9 protein-coding genes and 1 pseudogene are annotated in these 18,176 nt (G+C 72.7%); 3 read left to right on the top strand and 7 right to left on the bottom strand.

Annotated features, from left to right (window positions below):
* Positions 1-171 precede the first annotated feature (171 nt).
* On the top strand, positions 172-945 hold the full coding sequence (locus IF17_RS0112440) for a thioesterase II family protein (protein WP_030565134.1): 774 nt from the start codon (positions 172-174) through the stop codon (positions 943-945).
* A 239-nt stretch (positions 946-1,184) separates the two neighbouring features.
* Positions 1,185-3,596: an ATP-binding protein gene (locus IF17_RS0112435; protein ID WP_244890460.1), complete on the top strand. Its 2,412-nt coding sequence runs from the start codon at positions 1,185-1,187 to the stop codon at positions 3,594-3,596.
* On the opposite strand, the gene IF17_RS0112430 is transcribed toward IF17_RS0112435, so the two are convergent.
* The 3 genes from IF17_RS0112430 to IF17_RS0112420 form a co-directional block, all read right to left on the bottom strand.
* Positions 3,576-4,763, bottom strand: a complete 1,188-nt coding sequence (locus tag IF17_RS0112430; RefSeq protein ID WP_030565130.1) for a cytochrome P450 — start codon at positions 4,761-4,763, stop codon at positions 3,576-3,578. The genes IF17_RS0112435 and IF17_RS0112430 overlap by 21 nt on opposite strands.
* A 110-nt stretch (positions 4,764-4,873) precedes the next feature.
* Positions 4,874-6,394, bottom strand: a complete 1,521-nt coding sequence (locus IF17_RS01000000136325) for a flavin monoamine oxidase family protein (protein ID WP_030565128.1) — start codon at positions 6,392-6,394, stop codon at positions 4,874-4,876.
* A gap of 301 nt (positions 6,395-6,695) precedes the next feature.
* Positions 6,696-7,589 (bottom strand): NAD(P)-dependent oxidoreductase, encoded by an 894-nt coding sequence (locus IF17_RS0112420; protein WP_030565126.1) that lies wholly within the window; start codon positions 7,587-7,589, stop codon positions 6,696-6,698.
* A 137-nt stretch (positions 7,590-7,726) separates the two neighbouring features.
* Between IF17_RS0112420 and IF17_RS0112415 the strand changes: the two genes are divergently transcribed.
* Positions 7,727-8,728, top strand: a complete 1,002-nt coding sequence (locus IF17_RS0112415) for a helix-turn-helix domain-containing protein (RefSeq protein ID WP_030565124.1) — start codon at positions 7,727-7,729, stop codon at positions 8,726-8,728.
* 33 nt (positions 8,729-8,761) lie between these two features.
* On the opposite strand, the gene IF17_RS0112410 is transcribed toward IF17_RS0112415, so the two are convergent.
* The 4 genes and pseudogenes from IF17_RS0112410 to IF17_RS0112395 all read right to left on the bottom strand — a co-directional run.
* Positions 8,762-9,196 (bottom strand): YybH family protein, encoded by a 435-nt coding sequence (locus tag IF17_RS0112410; protein ID WP_030565122.1) that lies wholly within the window; start codon positions 9,194-9,196, stop codon positions 8,762-8,764.
* Between the two features lie 223 nt (positions 9,197-9,419).
* On the bottom strand, positions 9,420-10,262 hold the full coding sequence (locus IF17_RS0112405) for an NmrA family NAD(P)-binding protein (RefSeq protein WP_030565120.1): 843 nt from the start codon (positions 10,260-10,262) through the stop codon (positions 9,420-9,422).
* A 45-nt stretch (positions 10,263-10,307) separates the two neighbouring features.
* On the bottom strand, positions 10,308-11,684 hold the full coding sequence (locus tag IF17_RS0112400) for an FAD-dependent oxidoreductase (protein ID WP_030565118.1): 1,377 nt from the start codon (positions 11,682-11,684) through the stop codon (positions 10,308-10,310).
* Positions 11,685-11,737: 53 nt separating this feature from the next.
* Positions 11,738-18,175 (bottom strand): annotated as a pseudogene (locus tag IF17_RS0112395) (thioester reductase domain-containing protein); the annotation flags it as partial.
* Between the last annotated feature and the right edge of the window lies 1 nt (position 18,176).

Below are 18,176 nucleotides of genomic sequence, written 5' to 3'. Positions count from 1 at the left end.
TGCGTTTTTGGCCGTGATGCTGGTCAATACCGGCCATTGGCTGAGCCTGAACCCTTTCCTGGTTGCGTGGATCCGCGCGCCCACTCGACAGTGATGCGAGAGGTGCACGGTTGCTTTCCAAGTCTGCATGCGGGGCATCGAAGCATGACGATTCGTCAGGGCGGTCCGAAAGTGGCAAGTAGCGAACGGAATCTCTGGTTCCGGAAATTCGGCACCGATACAAGGGAGGCCGCGCGCGCCGGTGCGCCGTTCGAACTGATCTGTTTTCCGCACGCCGGGGGCGCCGCCTCGTACTGGCGGGGGCTGGCCGTGGAGCTCGCCCAGGACGCGGACGTCCTGGCCGTCCAGTACCCGGGCCGGCAGGACCGCTACCGGGAGCCCGCCGTGGCGGACCTGCACCGGCTGGCCGACCTGATCGCCGGGGTGCTGGGCGGCTCCGGCGGCCGGCCCCGGGTGCTGCTCGGGCACAGCATGGGCGCGTCCCTGGCGTACGAGGTGGCCGCCCGGCTCTCCCGTACCCCGGGCGGCGGCCCCGACCTGCTCATCGTCTCCGCCCGGCGGGCCCCGAGCGCGCCCGAACCGGGCTGGGGCTGGGTGGGGGACGACACGGCCCTCCTCAGGAGGGTGCGGGCGCTCGGCGGAACCGATGCCGTCTTCCTCGACGACCCCGAGCTGCGGGAGCTGGTCCTGCCCGCGCTGCGCGGCGACTACGGGGCCCTGGCCTCCTACCGGGGCACGCCGGGAAGGCCGCTGTCCTGTCCGGTGCTGGCCCTCGCGGCCGACGCCGACCCGGAGGCACCCGTCCGGGAGGTCGAGGCGTGGCAGGGCCACACCTCGGGCGACTTCCGCCTGCGGGTGTTCGAAGGCGGCCACTTCTACCTGGGCAGCCGGGTCGAGGAACTCGCCGACCTGATCCGCGGCAGCGTCACGGCCACCAGCGGCTGAGCACCGCGCCCGGAGTTCACCGTCGCTGTATCCGGGGGTAACGGAATACAAACACCACCCGGATGTCACGAATCCGCCGAGTGAACGTCTTGTGTTCGTAATACGGGCTTGTTCTCGGCGAGCCCGCTGGTCGAATTCTGCGGTTCCCGACGATCCGCAGACCGACGTCGAATGTCGAATTACGGGGGATATACATGCTGTTCCGGATGCTGGGCCCGCTGGAAGTGGATGGAGGGGGCGTGCCCGTGGGACTGGGAGGGACGCGGCAGCGCGCCACCCTGGGGTTCCTGATGATGCACGCCAACAGGGTGGTGGCCAGCAGTCAGCTGATCGACGCGCTGTGGCCGGCAGGCCGGGCGCCGCAGTCGGCGCGCAAGATCCTCCAGAATTCCGTCTGGCGGCTGCGCAGAGCCCTGCCGCTGGGCGATGGGGAGTTCACGGGGGTGCGGCTCCAGAGCCAGGCGCCCGGCTACATGCTCTGTGCCGAGCCCGAGCAGATCGACCTCTACCACTTCCGGCGGCTGGCGCAGTGCGGTCACGCGGAGCTGGCGGCGGGGGCGCCCCGGGCCGCCGCCGTCCTGCTGCGTGAGGCGCTGGCCCTGTGGCGGGGGCCGGTCCTGGCCGACCTGGTCGAGACCGGTATCGACTGGCCCGAGCTGGCCTCCGTGCAGAACGCGCGGCTCGACGCCCTGGAGGACTTCTTCGAGGCGGAGCTGGCGTGCGGCCACCACCACCGGGTCCTGGCCGAGCTGGAGAAGACCGTCGCCACCGAGGTGCTGCGGGAGCGGCTGCTGGGCCAGCTCATGCTCGCGCTCTACCGGTCCGGGCGGCAGACGGACGCGCTCGACGTCTACTCCGGTGCGCGCGCCGCGATGGCCGACCGGCTCGGCCTCGAACCCGGGCACGCCCTCCAGGCTTTGCAGCAGGCGGTCCTGACGCACGATCCGGCGCTGATACCCGTCGGCATACGGGAGCAGATAGAGGTACGGATGACAGGCGCCCCCCGGGAACCCGCGCGGGCGGCTGCGGCTGCGGCTGCGGATTCGGCCCGGCCCGTCGCGCCGCCGCCGCCCGCCGAGATTCCCGCCGGTCCGCCGCCGGAGGCGGAGCGCCGCGTGCGGCCGGAGACGCGGCCCGAGCGGGTGGCGGACGAGGCGGCCGCCCGGCCGGTGCCGCGGACCATGGTCGCCGAGCGCAAGGAGGTCAGCGTCCTGATCGCCCGGGTCCAGCTGATGCCCGACGCGGCGGGCGTCGATCCCCAGCGGATGGACGAGGCGGTGGAGCAGGTGGCCGCGACCATCCGGGGCGAGGTCGAATGCCTCGGCGGTACGGTCGCGGCGTCCATCGGGCCGATCTCCCTGGTGCTGTTCGGTGTCCCCGAGGCCGCCGACGACGACGCCGAGCGGGCGGTGGCCGCGGCGCTGACCATCCGGGACCAGCTCACCCGGATCGCCGACCCCGGGGAGCCGGACGGCGGCTGCACCCGAGGGGTGTCGGTGCAGGTCGCGGTGGCCACGGGCGAGGCGCTCGTGCGCTACCAGCCGGACCGCAGCGGCGTACCGCCCACGGTCAACGGGGCGTTGCTGGACGAGTGCCACACCCTGCTCTCCGACACCCGGGCCGGTGAAATCCGGGTCTGCGACAACACGCGCCGGTCGACCGGGTTCGCCGTCACCTACCAGCACGGCTCCCCGTCCTCCGGGTGGACGGTCGGCGGGTTCCGCCAGGAGTACACGGCCCTGCACGCCGTACCGGTGATCGACCGCGAGTACGACCTCGATGTGCTGCGCGGGCTGCTCCAGCGCAGCCGCCACCAGGCGACGCCGCACCTGGTGACCGTGCTGGGCGAGCCGGGCGTCGGCAAGACGCGGTTCGTCATGGAGTTCGAGCGGCGGGTCGCGGCCAACGCGGACGCGGTACGGCTGGTGGTGGGGCGGGTCCGGCCCGGCGGCGGCGCGCATCCCCTGGAGGCCCTGCACGACCTCCTGCTGGCCTGCTGCGGCATCCTCCAGGGGGACAGGGTCGAGACGATGACGGCCAAACTAGCCGCCACCGTAAGGCGGTTGAAGGCGTCAGAGGAGGACTGCCGCTGGATGCTGTCCTGCCTGGCCCCGCTCGTCGACCCGGCCGCGTCCCAGGCTCCGCCGGACGAAATGCTCACCGCCTCAAGGGAGTTCCTGGGGTCGGTGGCGGCGGGCACACCGCTCGTGCTGGTCTTCGAGGACCTGCACTGGGCCGATCAGGCGCTGGTGGACTTCGTCGAGAACCTGACGGCCTCCCAGGCCGGGCTGCCGATCTTCGTGATCGTCACCGCCGGGCCGGAGCTGCTCAAGAGACGGCCGGAGTGGGGGGAGGGCAGTCTGAACCGGCTCACCATCACCCTGGAGCCGATCTCCGACGCCGCCATCGACCGGCTGCTGGAGTTCCTGATGTCCACGACCGAGGGCGGGGCGAAGAACTCCGTCGGCGGGCTCCTGGAGGCCCTGCTGGAGAGCGGGGGCCGGGAGCCGGACGCCCGGCGCCACCAGTTACGCCGGATCCTGGCGTCCGGGTCGGCGTCCCTGCGGTACGAGCGGTGCTCCGGCGGCGGCGGCCTGCCGGCCGCCGCCCCGGAGTGCACCCCCCGGCTGTCAGGACACGCGTACGGGTAGCCGCTTCGGGGTGATCAGCTGCCACGGGTTCTCGAACTCCACCGGTTCACTGGCGTCCACCGCGATGTCCGCGTAGCGGTCCATCAGGATGTCCAGCGCGATCCGCCCCTCCAGGCGGGCCAGCGGGGCACCGAGGCAGAAGTGGATGCCCTGGCCGAAGACCAGGCTGCTGCCGGTGTGCCGGTGGATGTCGAACCGGTCGGGGTCGGGGAAGCGGGAGGCGTCCCGGTTCCCCGCGCCGATCCACGGCGTCACCAGCTCACCGGCGGCGATCGCGTGGCCGCCGATCTCGGTGTCGGCCGTGACGACCCGGGCCAGCCGGGGGAACGGCGGGCGCAGGCGCAGCACCTCCTCGGCGGCGTTGCGCAGCAGGGAGCGGTCGGCGCGCACGGCCGCGCCCGACTCCGGGTGGCGGTCGAAGAGCAGCACCGCGTTGGCGATCAGGGCCATGGTGGTGGCGTGGCCGGCGAACATGGTCAGGCCGGTGATGCCGACGATCTCGCCGTCCTCCAGCTGCTTGCCGTCGACCTCCGCGTTGGCGAGCTTGCTGATCACGTCGTCGGTGGGCTGCTTGCGCCGGCGCCGTACCTGGTCCATCAGGTAGGCGTTCATGTCCCGTACGGCGGGGGCGACTTCGTCTCGCAGCTGGTCCGGCGGCACGGTGGCGGCGTCCACCGTGCCGAGCGCCTCGCCCCAGACGCGGAAGAGCGGCTCGTCCTCCATCGGCAGCCCGAGCAGCTCGCAGATGACGGTGATCGGCAGCGCGTACGCGACCGAGTCGATCAGGTCGAACCGGTCCTTGCCGTCGACGGCGTCGAGCAGCGTGTGGGTGATCCGCTCGATCATCGGGGTCAGCCCGGCCACGGCGCGGGGCGTGAACCCCGAGTTGATCAGCGAGCGCAGCTGGCGGTGGCGGGGCGGGTCGGTGGTGACCAGGTTGCCCATGTCGAAGAAGTCGAGGTCGGGCTGCGGGGGGTTGAAGGCGCGGGCGGTGTCGGAGGAGAAGGTGGTGGTGTCCGCCAGGATCCGGGCGATGTCGTCGTAACCGAAGACCTGCCAGCCCTTCTCCTCGTCCCGGTAGACCGGGGTGGTGTCGAGCTTCGTGCGGAACCAGGAGAACAGCTCCTCGGTCGGGTCCTGCGCTGTGGCGTCCGAGATGATGGTCATGATCCTGCGTCTTCACCTTCGTCGTACGGAATGGGCGGACGGGGCCGCGAGGGACGGTCGGACACCCCCTGGCACCCGGGGCCGCCCTCGCGGACGGCCCCGGGGCCGGGTCAGAGCCCCCGGAGAGGGCGGTAGGCCCGGCGGTCGACCGGGGGTGCGCCGAGGGAGTTGCGGACCGCTGCGGGCAGCGGTCCGGTCAGGGTGGGGGAGCCGGCGATGCGCAGGCCGGACTCGATCGCGCCGTCCATGTAGCCGCTCCAGCCGTCGGCGATGTCGGCGCCGGCGAACTTCACCTTGCCGTGCGGCTGCTGGATCTGGCGGTGGAGCCGGGTCAGCTGGAAGGGCTGGCGGAACGCGCCGACGCCGAGGGCGAACTCGTCGGCGTGCCAGTCGGTCGCGGTGTAGTTGAGCAGCTGGGCGTCGGGGATGATCTCGCGGACGGCGTTCTCGACCTGCCGGCGCTGGTTGACGTCGAAGGTGTCCTTCACGCTGAACGCGACCGCGTGGTCGCCCTCGTTGAGGCGGCCCATGATGCAGATCGGGTAGCCCTCCGGTGCCTCCGCGACGAAGGTGTCCGCGGGGCGCTTCAGCTCCAGCCAGAGCTTCTTCTCGTGCGGGACGCCGATGCCCGCCGTGGAGGCCGCCTTGTGGGCCTTCGGCAGCGGGGGGCTGAACTGGATCGTCTTCCACACGTTGACCGGGACGGCCATGATGACCTCGGGAGCGGTGAACTGCTCGCCGGCGCGGGTGGTGACCTGGACGCGGCCGTTGCTCTGGACGACCGACTTGACGGGGGAGTTGAGGCGCAGCGTGGGCGCCGCGTCCTTGAGGATGGCCTTGAGCAGGGCGATCGTGCCGTCCTTCGGGCGGTAGGTGTTCACCCCGTGGAAGCCGTCGAAGTTCCAGCCGGAGAGGGCCCACCACTGGGTGAGGTGGGTGAACGCCCCGCGGGTGGAGGAGCCGCCGTAGAGCGAGGTGGTGCTGGTGAGCCGGATCTCGTCCTCCGGCGCGTAGTCGAGCTGGTCGAGCCGGTCCCGCAGGGAGAAGCGGTCGAGCGGCTTCACCAGGTCCTCGCGGGCGAAGGGCTCGTACGGGCGGGGGAAGTGGTCCCGGGACCCGTCGAAGAAGGGGGTGAACAGCTCGTTCTGGCGGGTGTACGCCTCGACCGGGTCGTACTCCTGGAAGCCGGTGAGGGTGGGGAGGATGGCCCGCTCCACGCCGGAGTCGGCGACGATCGGTATTCGGTAGCGGACCAGTTCCCGCCAGATGTGCGGCTGGAGCTGGTCGACCCAGGTGCCGCCGCGCTCGATCTGGCTGCCGCGCCAGGTGTCGGTCCAGGTCCGGCCGCCGATGCGGTCGCGCGCCTCCAGCAGGAGGACGCGCTTGCCCTTCTTCCGTAGTTCACGGGCGGCGGTGACGCCGGCCAGGCCGGCTCCCACGATGATGACGTCGAAATCGCGCCGGATGGCGCTCGGCGTCGCATGTGCCACGGAGACGCTCGCCGCGGAGGCGAGTGTGGCGGCTCCGGCCACCTTCAGCAGGGTGCGCCGGGTCGGGCGCGTGGTGCCACGACCGGTTTCGGCCGCGTTGACGGTGGTGGATATCGGACCGCGGTCCGTGGGTGTTCTCACGTTTCTCCTCGGTGTTTCGCCGGGCTCGCGCAAGGCAATGCCGTGTCCGGAAAGCGCGGGCTCAACGTAGCCGAGGGGCATCGATTTTCAGTCACATGTGGGTAATTCCCGTGGTCCAGGTTTGGTCACCGGAACGGTGACCGGACGAAGCCCCGTGGGGAGGGAAATGTGAGATTCCTGTTCCCGCCGCTCCTGTTCCTGTCACTGCTGTCACTGCTGGCCCTGTCGTTTTTCGCGGGAACGCAGAACGGGGCACGGCCGAGAATCGGCCGTGCCCCGGAATGAGATCTCGCCAGAAGGCTCAGGCGGAGGGCTTGCGGAACTGCTCGATCAGTGCGGCGTAGCTGCTGCCGGCGTGACCCTCGGCCGCCGCGCGGTCGGCCAGCGCCTTGAAGAAGCGGGGCAGCTCGGCGTTGACGCCGAGGGTCTCGCTCTCCTCGGCGAGGTGCTCCATGGCCTCCTGGTGGACGGTCACGGTGGCGTCGCCGGCCGGGTAGGAGCCGTCGTCGATCTGGGGCGCGTAGGCGGTCACGTACTCGGTGACCACGTTGATCATCGTGTTGGCCAGCGGGGCGAAGGTGGTGGCCTTCACCTTGGCGGTGCCGAGCAGGGCGGCGCCGTGCAGGAAGCCGTTGAGGATGCCCCACATGATGCCGAGCAGCGACAGGTCGTACAGCGCCGACAGGCCGTGGTCCTCGTCGAGGTAGATGGTGCCCACCGGGCCCAGCTTCTTCAGCGTCTCCTCGTGCTGCTCGTAGAGCGCCTTCGGGCCGCTGTAGAGGAGGACGGCCGCGTCGGTGGCGATGTCCGGCGGGATGGCCATGATCGCGCCGTCGAGGTACAGGCCGTCACGTCGCGCCGCCCACTCGGCCGTCTCACGGGCCTGCGAGGAGGTGCCCGTGGTGAGGTTCACCAGGACCCGGCCCTTCAGGGACTCCTCCAGCGGGTCGAGCAGCTCGTGCACGGCGGCGTAGTCCGAGACGCAGACGATCACCAGCGGGCTCGCCTTGACGGCGCTCTCGACCGAGTCGGCGAGCGTGGCGCCGGAGGCGACGAGCTCATCGGCCTTGGAGGCCGTGCGGTTCCACACCGTGGTGGGGTGACCCCCCTTGATGAATGCGGCGGCCAATGCCTGGCCCATCAGGCCCAGTCCGATGACCGACACCGGTGATTGGGCTGCATTGGTGTTCGACATTGTGTGCTCCCGTCAATTTCCTGGTCTGCATCGCGACGATGTCCGACCTGTTGCTCCTGCACCATCGCATTGCCTCGGCGAGGCGGACAGTGGCAGAACTGACTGATGTCGCAAAATTCCTGCCGTACACTCGCGGCATGAATCCTGGCTCTGTTGCGCTGGCCTTGATCAACGACACGAATATGCAGGCATGCGAGGTCTATGAGACGGCCATCGCCTACGCGGTGTTCGGCGATGGACATCTGGATCTCCACGACCCCTGGTACGACCTGCGGTTATGCGCGGTGAACGAGAACCCCGGCGCCGATGCGAAGGGATTCTCCGTACGCACCCCCTACGGCCTGGACGAACTCGTCGCCGCCGACACGGTGATCGTGCCCTCGGTCCCCGACGCCGTGGTCTCCCACGGCGAGCCGCTCCCGGCCGCGTTCATCGAAGCCCTCCGTACGGCGGCCGCCCGCGGGGCGCGGGTGGTCTCCCTGTGCACCGGGGCCTTCGCGCTCGCCGAGGCAGGACTCCTCGACGGCCGCCGGGCCACCGCGCACTGGACCAACACCGCTGACCTGGCCAAGCGTTACCCCAAGGCCGAGGTCGACGGCTCGGTGCTCTACGTCGACGAGGGCCAGGTGCTGACCAGCGCCGGCATGAGCGCCGGACTCGACCTGTGCCTGCACCTCGTCCGCCGCGACCTGGGCGCCCATGTGGCCAACCAGCTGGCCCGACGGCTGGTGGTGTCCGGTCACCGGCCGGGCGGCCAGGCGCAGTTCGTGGACCTGTCCGTGCCCGCCACCGAGGACGACAGCCTCGGCCCGGTGATGGACTGGGCCGCGCACCACCTCGACCAGGCCCTCACCGTGGACGGCATGGCGCAGCGGGCCGGGATGAGCACCCGGACGTTCTTCCGCCGGCTCCAGGCCGCCACCGGGATGACGCCGTTGAAGTGGCTCCTCAACCAGCGCCTCTCCCGGGCCCAGGCCCTGCTGGAGACCACCGACCTGCCGATCGAGCGGATCAGCGAGCACAGCGGCCTCGGCACCGCGGCCAACATGCGGCGGCACTTCACCCTCCACGTCGGGGTCACCCCCACCGACTACCGGCAGTCCTTCGGGGCGATCCCCCCGGCCCGCCGCGGCGCCTGAGGCCGGGGCGGGATCCGGGCGCCCGGGGCCGGGTCAGGCCTGCGCGGCCGCCTCTTCGGCGGTGTGCGGGCCGCTGGCGCCGTACGGGTTGTCCACCACGTAGCGCCAGTGGCCGTTCTCGTCCCGCTGGAGCACGTCCACGGCGGTGCCCTCCAGGTGCTCGGGCTCGCCCTCCTTGGTGGTGGTCTCCATGGACCACTGGACGATCAGCATGGCGGTGTCACCGGTCACCAGGGTCTGGAGCACCGTCGCCTCGACGGAGGGCTTCCGGGACATGAAGTCGGTGACGTAGTCGCGGCGGGCCTGCCCGGTCAGCGGGAAGCCCGGCTCCCACACGCCGACCGCGTCATCGGCGTACATGGAGTTGATGGCGTCCGCGTCACCGGCGTTGAAGGCCTGGCCGAACAACTCCTGGTGCTGCTCGATGTCGTCGGTCAGGAAGCTGGTGTTCTGGGATGCGCTGGCCATGGTGAACCGCTCCGTTTCTCTTCGTTCGGATTCGTTCGGATGGACTTCGCCGTGTGCCGCAGCCCGCAGAACGCGGCGGCCGGATTGACGCTACGGGCTGCCCGACACGGCCCGGCAACCGCCGGATCTCCGCGCTCGGCGGCCCCGGTGACCTGCGGCGGAGAGCCGCCGGTTACCGCGCGGAGACCGCACGGTGGCCGGCGGCCCGGCCGGTTGCGGACGGTCAGCTGGTGGCGCCCGCCGCCGGGGTCCACTCGGTCTCGGCGGCGTACTGGGAGAAGTCGCGCGGCTCGCGGCCGAGCGCCCGCTGCACCCCGTCGGAGAGGTGGGCCGCCCCGCCGTCCCGGACGACGTCGAGGAGCGTGTTGAGGAAGTCCGCGAAGCCCCGCGGGTAGCCGCGCTCGACGAGGTGGAGCGCGTACTCCTCGCGGGTCACCGCCACCCGGCGGATCTCGCGTCCGGCCGCTTTCGAGATCTCCTCGGCGCACTCCTCGAAGGTCATCAGCCGGGGGCCGGAGAGCGCGTAGATTTCCCCGTCGTGGCCCTCCTCGGTCAGGGCCGCCACCGCGACGGCCGCGATGTCCTCGGCGTCCACGAAGGGCTCAAGCCCCTTCCAGTCCGGCAGCAGCAGCTCGCCGCGCGCGACCTCGTCGCGGAAGAGGCCGTCCTCGCTGAAGTTCTGCGCGAACCACGTCGGACGCAGGATGGTCCAGGCCACGCCGGACTCGCGCACCACGCGCTCGGCGGTAAACACCTCGTCCTCCTGCGGGGACTCCTCCAGGGTCCGGGCGGAGAGCATGACCAGGCGCGTGACCCCCGCGCCCACCGCCAGGGCGACGAAGTCGGCCAGCAGCGCCGCCGCGTTGGCGCCCTGCTCGTCCACCACGTAGACCGCCTCGACGCCCGCGACGGCGTCCGCCCAGGTGGACCGGTCGTGCCAGTCGAAGCGCTGGCCGCCGGAGCGGGAGGCGACCTTCACCGTCCCTCCCTTCTCGGTGAGTTGGCGGGCCACTCGGCGGCCCGTCTTGCCGGTGCCGCCCAGTACGAGAACGGGTGCTTCGCTCATCTCAGCTGTCCTTAACGTGAAGTGGTGCGACGTGAAGTGGTGCGGTCATCGGTCGGTCTGCGACGCCAGGGCGGCGCGTACGGCTTCCTGGATCTCCGGGGCCGCGAGCGCGGAGGGCGGGTCGACGAGGAACACGACCCGTGCGTACGCCGTCAGGAGCGAGTGGTCCCGCGTCGCCGCCGTGAGGAGATCGGCCACGTAACCCTGCTCAGCCTGCCACTCCTCCGTACGTTCGCCCTCGACTCCGGGGAAAGCGAGGTCGGCGCCGGTCGTCATCTCCCAGACGTCGTCCACCGCGCGGGCGGCGAGATCGGCGAAGTACGCGCTCGGGTCGGGTGCCTGATTGCCCGTCACGTGTTGGCGCAGTACGGTCGCCCCGAGCGCGGCGACGGTCATCCCCTGCCCGTAGACCGGGTTGAAGCTGCACACCGCGTCGCCGAGGACGAGCAGCCCGTCCGGCAGCGCGGGCAGCCGCTCGTACCGCCGGCGCAGGTTGGCCGGGAAGCGGTAGGCGACGGGATCGCCCAGCGGCCGGTGGTCGCGGACCGCGTCGTAGATGTCCGTCCCCGACAGAGACTTGAGGAAGTCCAGGAACCCGGCGGAGGTGCTGGGCGGGTAGTCCCCCAGGTAGCCGTAGGCCGTCACGACCGTACGGCCCCCGTCGATCTTCGCGCAGATCGCGCCGCGCGGCAGCTGAGGGGAGGCCACCACGTCGATGGAGATCTCGTCCGGCATCACGTCGTCCGGCAGCCGGTAGTACTGCGTCGCGTAGCCGACGGAGATGGGCATTTGGTCCTCGGGCACCTCGGCGTAGCCCAGCTCCTTGAGCCAGGCCGGGGTGCGCGAGCGCCGGCCGCCGGCGTCGACCACCAGATCGGCGGAGAGGGTGCGGTCCGTGCCGTCCTCGGTGACGCTCACCCCGACGACGGCCTTGCCGTCCCCCTTGCCGTCCCCCTTCCCGCTCTCGGCCGTCAGCAGGCCGGTGACGTCGTGCCGCTCCAGGAAGCGCACGTTCGGCAGGCTCCGCACCCGGGCCCGGACGCGCTGCTCCAGGAAGGGGCGGCTCATCGACAGCAGCAGCATGTCCGAATGCGGCTTCGGCATCCGGTGGCCGTCCATGATCCACCGGACGTTGCCGGTGACGTCGCCGGTGATGGCGCCCGCGGTGACCAGCTCATCGGTGAAGCCGGGGAACAGCTCCTCCAGGATGTGCCGGCCCCGGGCCAGCAGGGCGTGCACATGGCGGCCCTGCGGTACGCCCCGCCTCGTCTCCGCCGATCCGTCCGGGCCGGTCAGGTCCTCCAGGCCGTCGCGCTCCACCACCAGCACTTCGGTGTAGGAGTCGGCCAGGACACGGGCGGCCAGCAGACCGGCCATGCTCGCCCCCAGCACGACGGCGCGGTTGTGGTCAGCTATGCCCACGGTGGTCACTGCTCCTCGGGTAGGTCGGGCCGACGGATTCGGCCGCGTACGGCTCAGGCACCGGACGCCGGGAAGTAGCCGGCGTCCACGAAGAAGTCGACGTACTTCGCGAACAGTTCGCGGTCGACCGGCGGGCAGGAGACTCCGCTGCCCGCGAGGGCGGCCTCCGTCGCGGAGACGTCCATCGGCGGGTACGTCTCGCTCCCGTCGCCGGCCATCGCGCCGTCGAAGGCGTGCAGCAGCGGGGTGAGCGCGTTCCCGGGGTCGGACCGCACCAGCTCCCGCCACGCGTCCCAGCTCACCTCGGGCAGCTCGTACCCGGCCGCCCTCAGGTGGCCGACGAACTCGGCGAAGGGCTGGGTCTGTTCGTTGTAGAGGTGGTACGTCCCGTCGGCGGCGGCCGGGTCGGCGGCGAGGGTCGTGATCGTCCCGCTGACGTAGTCCACCGGCACCATGTGGAACGACCCGGCCAGCCGGTCGGGCACCGCGCCCGCCTGGAGCAGCCCCTTCAGGCTCAGCCAGACGAAGTCACGGGTCTGGCAGGCGCCGGTGTGCCGGTCGCCGCAGACCACGTCCACCCGGTACACCGACACCGGCATCCCCCGGTCCCGGGCCACCTCGATGACCTGCTCGGCCACCCACTTGCTCTGGAGGTAGCCGTTCCACAGGGAGGAGGCGGGGCCGGTCGGGTCGCCGGGCTTGGCGGGCACCGGCCGGGTGCCGGGCTCCGGTGCGGGGAACACCCCGGTCGTCGAGACGTAGTGCACCGGTACGGTCCGGTGCCGGGCGGCCAGCCGCAACACCTCCCGCAGCCCTGCCACGTTGGCCTGCCGCAGCTCGGTGTACGGCCGCAGCCAGCTCACCGTCGCCCCGGCGTGGTGGACGACGTCGACCCGGCGGGCCAGGTCGTCGAAGACGTCCTCGGCCAGCCCCAGGCCCGGTGCGGTGAGGTCACCCACGACGACCGAGATCCGGTCCTCGTCGATCTCGTCCGCCACCCGGTACCAGGCGAGGCTGTCGCGCAGCCGGCGCTCGGCGTCGGCCCTGTCCTCCCCGCGTACCAGGCAGTGCACCTGTGCCGTGGTCGACCGCATCAGATCGCGCAGCAGGAACGCGCCCAGGAACCCGGTGGCCCCGGTCAGCAGCACCTCGCGCGGGTCGGCCGCCACCCGGACCACCTCGTCGGCCGGCCGCACGTCCTCCGGCAGGTGCACCTCGGCCGCGAAGTCCACCGTCGTACGGCCCTGGGAGGCATCTTCCCGCTCCCCGGCGAACAGCTCGGAGTGCAGGTGCTTGGTCAGCAGCGCGGGCGTGGCGTGCTCGAAGACCACCGACGGCGAGAGGCGCAGTCCTGTCGCGGCGTTGAGACGGTTGCGCAGCTCCACCGAGACGAGGGAGTCGAAGCCGAGCTCGGAGAAGAGCCGGTCCACATCGACGGTCTCCGGGTCGGCGTGGCCCAGCACCAGGGCGACCTGGGTGCGGACGAACGAGGCCACGGCCTCCTGCCGCCGCCCCTCCGGCAGGAGGCCGAGACGCTCCACCAGCGACCCGGGCCCGTCGCCGTCCTCCCGTACGGAGGCGCGGGAGGCGGCCGGGGCCAGCGCGCCGAAGACGGCCGGGGTCTCGCCGGGGCGGGCGCGCAGGGCGGCCACGTCCAGGGGCGAGGCCACCAGCGCCGGGCGGCGCAGGCCGAGGGCGGTGTCCAGCAGGCGCGGGCCGTCCTCCTCGGTGACCGGCAGCAGACCGGTGCGGGCGATCCGCTTGAGGTCGGCGGCGCTCAGGTGCCCGCCCATGCCCTGCGCGGAGTCCCACAGCCCCCAGGCGAGCGAGGTCGCGGCCAAACCCTGCTCGGCGCGGTGCGCGGCCAGGGCGTCCAGGAAGACGTTGGCCGCCGCGTACGAGGACTGGCCGGGGCCGCCCACGACCCCGGCGATGGAGGAGAACAGGACGAACGCCGACAGGTCATGACCGGCCGTCAGCTCGTGCAGGTGCCACGCCGCGTCCACCTTGGGCCGCAGGACGCCCGCCAGCTGCTCGGAGGAGAGCGCCGGGATCAGGGCGTCGTCGAGCACACCGGCGGTGTGCACCACCCCGGTCAGCGGGTGCTCGGCGGGGATGGCGGCCAGCAGGGCGGCGAGCGCCTCCCGGTCGGCGGTGTCGCAGGCGGTGATGGTCACCTTCGCGCCGAGCCGGGCCAGGTCGTCGGCGAGCGCGCCCGCGCCCGGGGCCGCCGGGCCGCTGCGGCTGACGAGCAGCAGGTGGGAGACGCCGTGCACCCGGGTGAGGTGGCGGGCGAACAGGGCCCCGAGGGCGCCGGTGCCGCCGGTGATCAGGACCGTACCGCCGGAGTTCCACGGTCCCGCCTCCGGGTACCCTCCCCGCGCCGGAGTGGTCCGCTCCAGGCGCGGGACGGACGCCGCCCCGCCCCGGACCGCGACCTGCGGCTCCCCGGAGGCGATCACCGCCGCCAGCGCCGCCACCGAGGCCGGGTCGTCGTCGAGGTCGACCAGGACGATCCGGCCCGGCATCTCCGACTGCGCCGACCGCAGCAGACCCCACAGGGGCGCCGCGACGAGATCGCTCACGCCCGACCCGCCCGCGGACACCGCGCCCCGGGTCACCACCACCAGCGGGGTGTCGGCGGCCCGGTCGTCGGTCGGCCACCGCTGCGCGAGCGCCAGCGCCCGCCCGGTGGCCTCCCGTACCCCTGCCGGTACGTCACCGTCCTGCGGGAACACGAACGGGGCGAGCAGCGCCCCGAACGCGCCCGGCGAGTCCAGGGCCGCGTCCACGTCGTCGAACCGCTGGCCACGGGAGAGCCCGAGGTCGCCGCTGCCGGTGTCAAGCACCGCCCAGGCGGCGTCGCCGCCGAGCGGGGACAGCGCGAGCGGCTTCCAGCCGAGCTCGAACAGGGAGTCCTGAGGACGCGTCCGCGCGGTGGCGACCGCGTCCTCGGTGACCGGGCGGACGCGGACCGCATCGGCGGAGGCGACGGGCCGGCCCGACCCGTCCGCGACGAGCAGCGCCACCGCGCCGTCGTCGCCCGGCGTGATCCGAACCCGGACCGAGGTGGCGCCCACCGCGTGCAGCCGTACGCCCCGCCACTCGGCCACGGCGACCGGCTGCCCGGAGGCGAGCCCGGCGGCCCGTAGCGCCGCGTCAAGCAGCGCGGGGTGCAGCCCGAAGCCGTCGGCGGAGGCGCCCGGCTCCAGCCGGGCCTCGGCGAACAGCTCGCCTTCCCGGCGCCAGAGCGCGACCAGGCCGGCGGCCCCGGGCCCGGACGGTGAACCGACGCCGTCGCCCTCCGGGGCCTTCTCCGGTACGGGGAGTGGTTCGGCGTCGGCAGGCGACCACGTGCCGATGGTGAAGGGCAGGGCGCGGCCGCCCGTGCCGAGCACCCCCGAGGCGCAGGCCGTCCACGCGGGACGCACCCCTTCACCCGCCGTGTGGACGGTGAAGGGCCGCGCACCGGCCCCGTCCGGCTGGCCCACCGTGATCTGCACCCGCAGCGGGTTGCGCTCGGGAAGGACCACCGGCCGGTCCACCACCAGCTCGTCGACGACCGGGCAGCCCACCTCGTCGCCCGCCCGCACCACCATGTCCAGCAGCGCCGACGAGGGCACCACCGGGGAGCCGAACAGCCGGTGCCCCTCGAACCAGGGCTCGGCCCGCGCCGACAGCCGGCCGGTGAACACCAGCTCGTCCCGGCCGGCCACCTCCACCACCCCGTCCAGCAGCGGATGGTCCGCCACCGGCCCGCCGGAGCGGGGGCCTTCGGCGGGGGCCGACGCCTCCACCCAGTACCGCTCCCGCTGGAACGCGTAGGTCGGCAGTTCCACCCGGTGCGGGGTTGCCGGGGCGAAGAGCGCCGTCCACTCCACCGGCACCCCCGCGCTCCACAGCCGGCCCAGCGCGTGGACCACGGCGTGCGGCTCGGGCCGGCCGGACCGTACGGCGGCCACCGGCAGGACCGCCGCACCGCCGGGCAGGCAGTCGTCGACCATCGCCGACAGGACCCCGGACGGGCCCACCTCCAGCAGCGTGTTCACCTGCTGTGCCGCCAGAGTCCGCACCACCTCCAGGAACATCACCGGCCGGCGGACCTGGTCGATCCAGTAGTCGGGGGAGCGCAGCTCCTCCTCGGTGGCGATGCGGCCGGTCACCGAGGAGACCAGCGGAACGGCCGGGGCGCCGAAGGTCACCCCGCGCACCACCGTGCCGAACTCCTCCAGCATCGGCTCCATCCGCGGCGAGTGGAACGCGTGGCTGACCGTCAGCCGCTTGGTGGCCCGCCCCCAGGCCCGTACGGTCGCGGCGATGTCGGCGACCACGTCCTCGTCGCCCGAAACCACCGTGGAGGTGGGCCCGTTGACCGCCGCGATGCCCACCCGCCCCGCACGGGCGGCGAGCAGCGGCTCCACCTCCTCGACCGTCGCCTGGAGCGCCACCATCGCCCCGCCGGCCGGCAGCGCCTGCATCAGCCGGCCCCGGGCGGTGACCACGGCGGTCGCGTCGGCGAGGCTCAGGACGCCCGCGATATGGGCGGCGGCCAGCTCCCCCACCGAATGCCCGGCGACGAAGTCGGGCCGCACCCCCCACGACTCGGCCAGCCGGGCCAGCGCGACCTCGAACGCGAACAGGGCCGGCTGCGCGTACCCGGTCTCGTCCAGCCGGTCGCCGGTCTCGATGACCTCGCGCAGCGGGCGGTCCAGATACGGGTCGGCCTCGGCGCACACCGCGTCGAACGCCTCGGCGAACACCGGGTAGGCCGCCCGCAGTTCCAGCCCCATGGCCGGCCGCTGGCTGCCCTGGCCGGTGAAGAGGAAGCCCAGCCTCCCCGGCCGCGCCACATCCGACGGCGAGGTGGAGCCCGCCTCGTCCAGGGCGAACGAGCGCAGCCCCTCCAGCAGCTCGTCGCGGTCCGTGCCCACCACCACGGCCCGGTGCTCCAGCGCGGCCCGGGCGGTGACCAGGGAATGGGCGACGTCCGGTACGGAGAGGCCGGGGTGCCGCTCGACGTGGGAGAGCAGCCGGCGGGCCTGGGCCCGCAGCCCGTCCGCCGCCTTCGCCGACAACGCCCAAGCAGCGACGGGGAGTTGGTCCCCGCCCGGGGTGCCCTCGGTGGCCGGCTCCTCCTGCCGTGGTGCCTGCTCCAGGATCACGTGCGCGTTGGTGCCGCTCACGCCGAACGCGGATACGGCGGCCCGTCGGGGCCTGCCGGTCTCCGGCCAGGCGCGTTCCTCGGTGAGCAGCTCCACCGCCCCCGCCGACCAGTCGACCAGCGGGGTGGGCTCGTCGACGTGGAGCGTGCGGGGCAGGACGCCGTGCCGGATGGCCTGCACCATCTTGATCACACCGCCCACCCCGGCCGCCGCGACGGAGTGCCCGATGTTCGACTTCAGGGAGCCCAGCCAGAGCGGCTCCGCCGGGCGCGCCGCCCCGTAGGTCGCCAGCAGCGCCTGCGCCTCGATGGGGTCGCCGAGCCGGGTACCGGTGCCGTGCGCCTCGACCGCGTCCACGTCGGAGGAGTCCAGCCGGGCCTCCGCGAGCGCCTGCCGGATCACCCGCTCCTGGGACGGACCGCTGGGCGCGGTCAGCCCGTTGGACGCGCCGTCCTGGTTGACCGCCGTCGACCGGAGGACCGCCAGCACCCGGTGGCCGCGCCGCACCGCGTCGGACAGCCGCTCCACCAGGAGCAGCCCCACCCCCTCCGACCAGCTCGTCCCGTCGGCCGCTCCCGCGAAGGACTTGCACCGGCCGTCCTCCGCGAGGCCGCGCTGCCGGGAGAAGTCGACGAACCCGCCCGGCGTCCCGCTGATCGTCACCCCGCCGGCCAGGGCCAGCGACGACTCACCGCTGCGCACCGACTGGGCGGCGAGGTGCAGCGCCACCAGCGACGAGGAGCAGGCGGTGTCCACGGTCACGGCCGGACCCTCGAAGCCGAGCGAGTAGGAGACCCGCCCCGACACGACGCTGCTGAGCTTGCCCGTCATCAGGTAGCCCTCCAGGTCCGAGGGCCCCTCCAGACCGAGGTACGTCTGGTCCACCGAGCCCACGAACACCCCGACCTTGGAGGTCTCCAGCGAGGTCGGGTCGATCCCGGCCTGCTCGAAGGTCTCCCAGGCCGTCTCCAGCAGCACCCGCTGCTGCGGGTCCATCGCGACCGCCTCACGCGGCGAGATGCCGAAGAAGCCGGCGTCGAAGTCGGCCGCCCCGTCCAGGAAGCCGCCTTCCCGGGTGTACGAGGTGCCGGGCGTGTCCGGGTCGGCGTCGTACAGGCCGTCCAGGTCCCACCCCCGGTCGGTGGGGAACTCCGAGATGCCGTCACGGCCGTCCCGGACCAGCTGCCACAGGTCGTCGGCCGAGGCGACACCGCCGGGGTAGCGGCACGCCATGCCCACGATGGCGATGGGCTCGCTCCGCCCGGACTCCAGCTCCGTGATGCGGTGGCGGGCCTTCTGCAGGTCGGCGGTGACCCACTTCAGGTATTCG

The sequence above is a fragment of the Streptomyces cyaneofuscatus genome, from assembly GCF_000718135.1.
GTDB lineage: Bacteria > Actinomycetota > Actinomycetes > Streptomycetales > Streptomycetaceae > Streptomyces > Streptomyces cyaneofuscatus.
Note: the sequence above shows the minus strand (reverse complement) of the source record. Positions and strands in the feature narration are given on the sequence as shown.

Coding starts and splice junctions, on each gene's coding strand:
- IF17_RS0112410 (WP_030565122.1), bottom strand. CDS start 9,196: ATGGCCAGCGCATCCCAGAACACCAGCTTCCTGACCGACGACATCGAG.
- IF17_RS0112430 (WP_030565130.1), bottom strand. CDS start 4,763: ATGACCATCATCTCGGACGCCACAGCGCAGGACCCGACCGAGGAGCTG.
- IF17_RS0112420 (WP_030565126.1), bottom strand. CDS start 7,589: ATGTCGAACACCAATGCAGCCCAATCACCGGTGTCGGTCATCGGACTG.
- IF17_RS0112405 (WP_030565120.1), bottom strand. CDS start 10,262: ATGAGCGAAGCACCCGTTCTCGTACTGGGCGGCACCGGCAAGACGGGC.
- IF17_RS0112415 (WP_030565124.1), top strand. CDS start 7,727: ATGAATCCTGGCTCTGTTGCGCTGGCCTTGATCAACGACACGAATATG.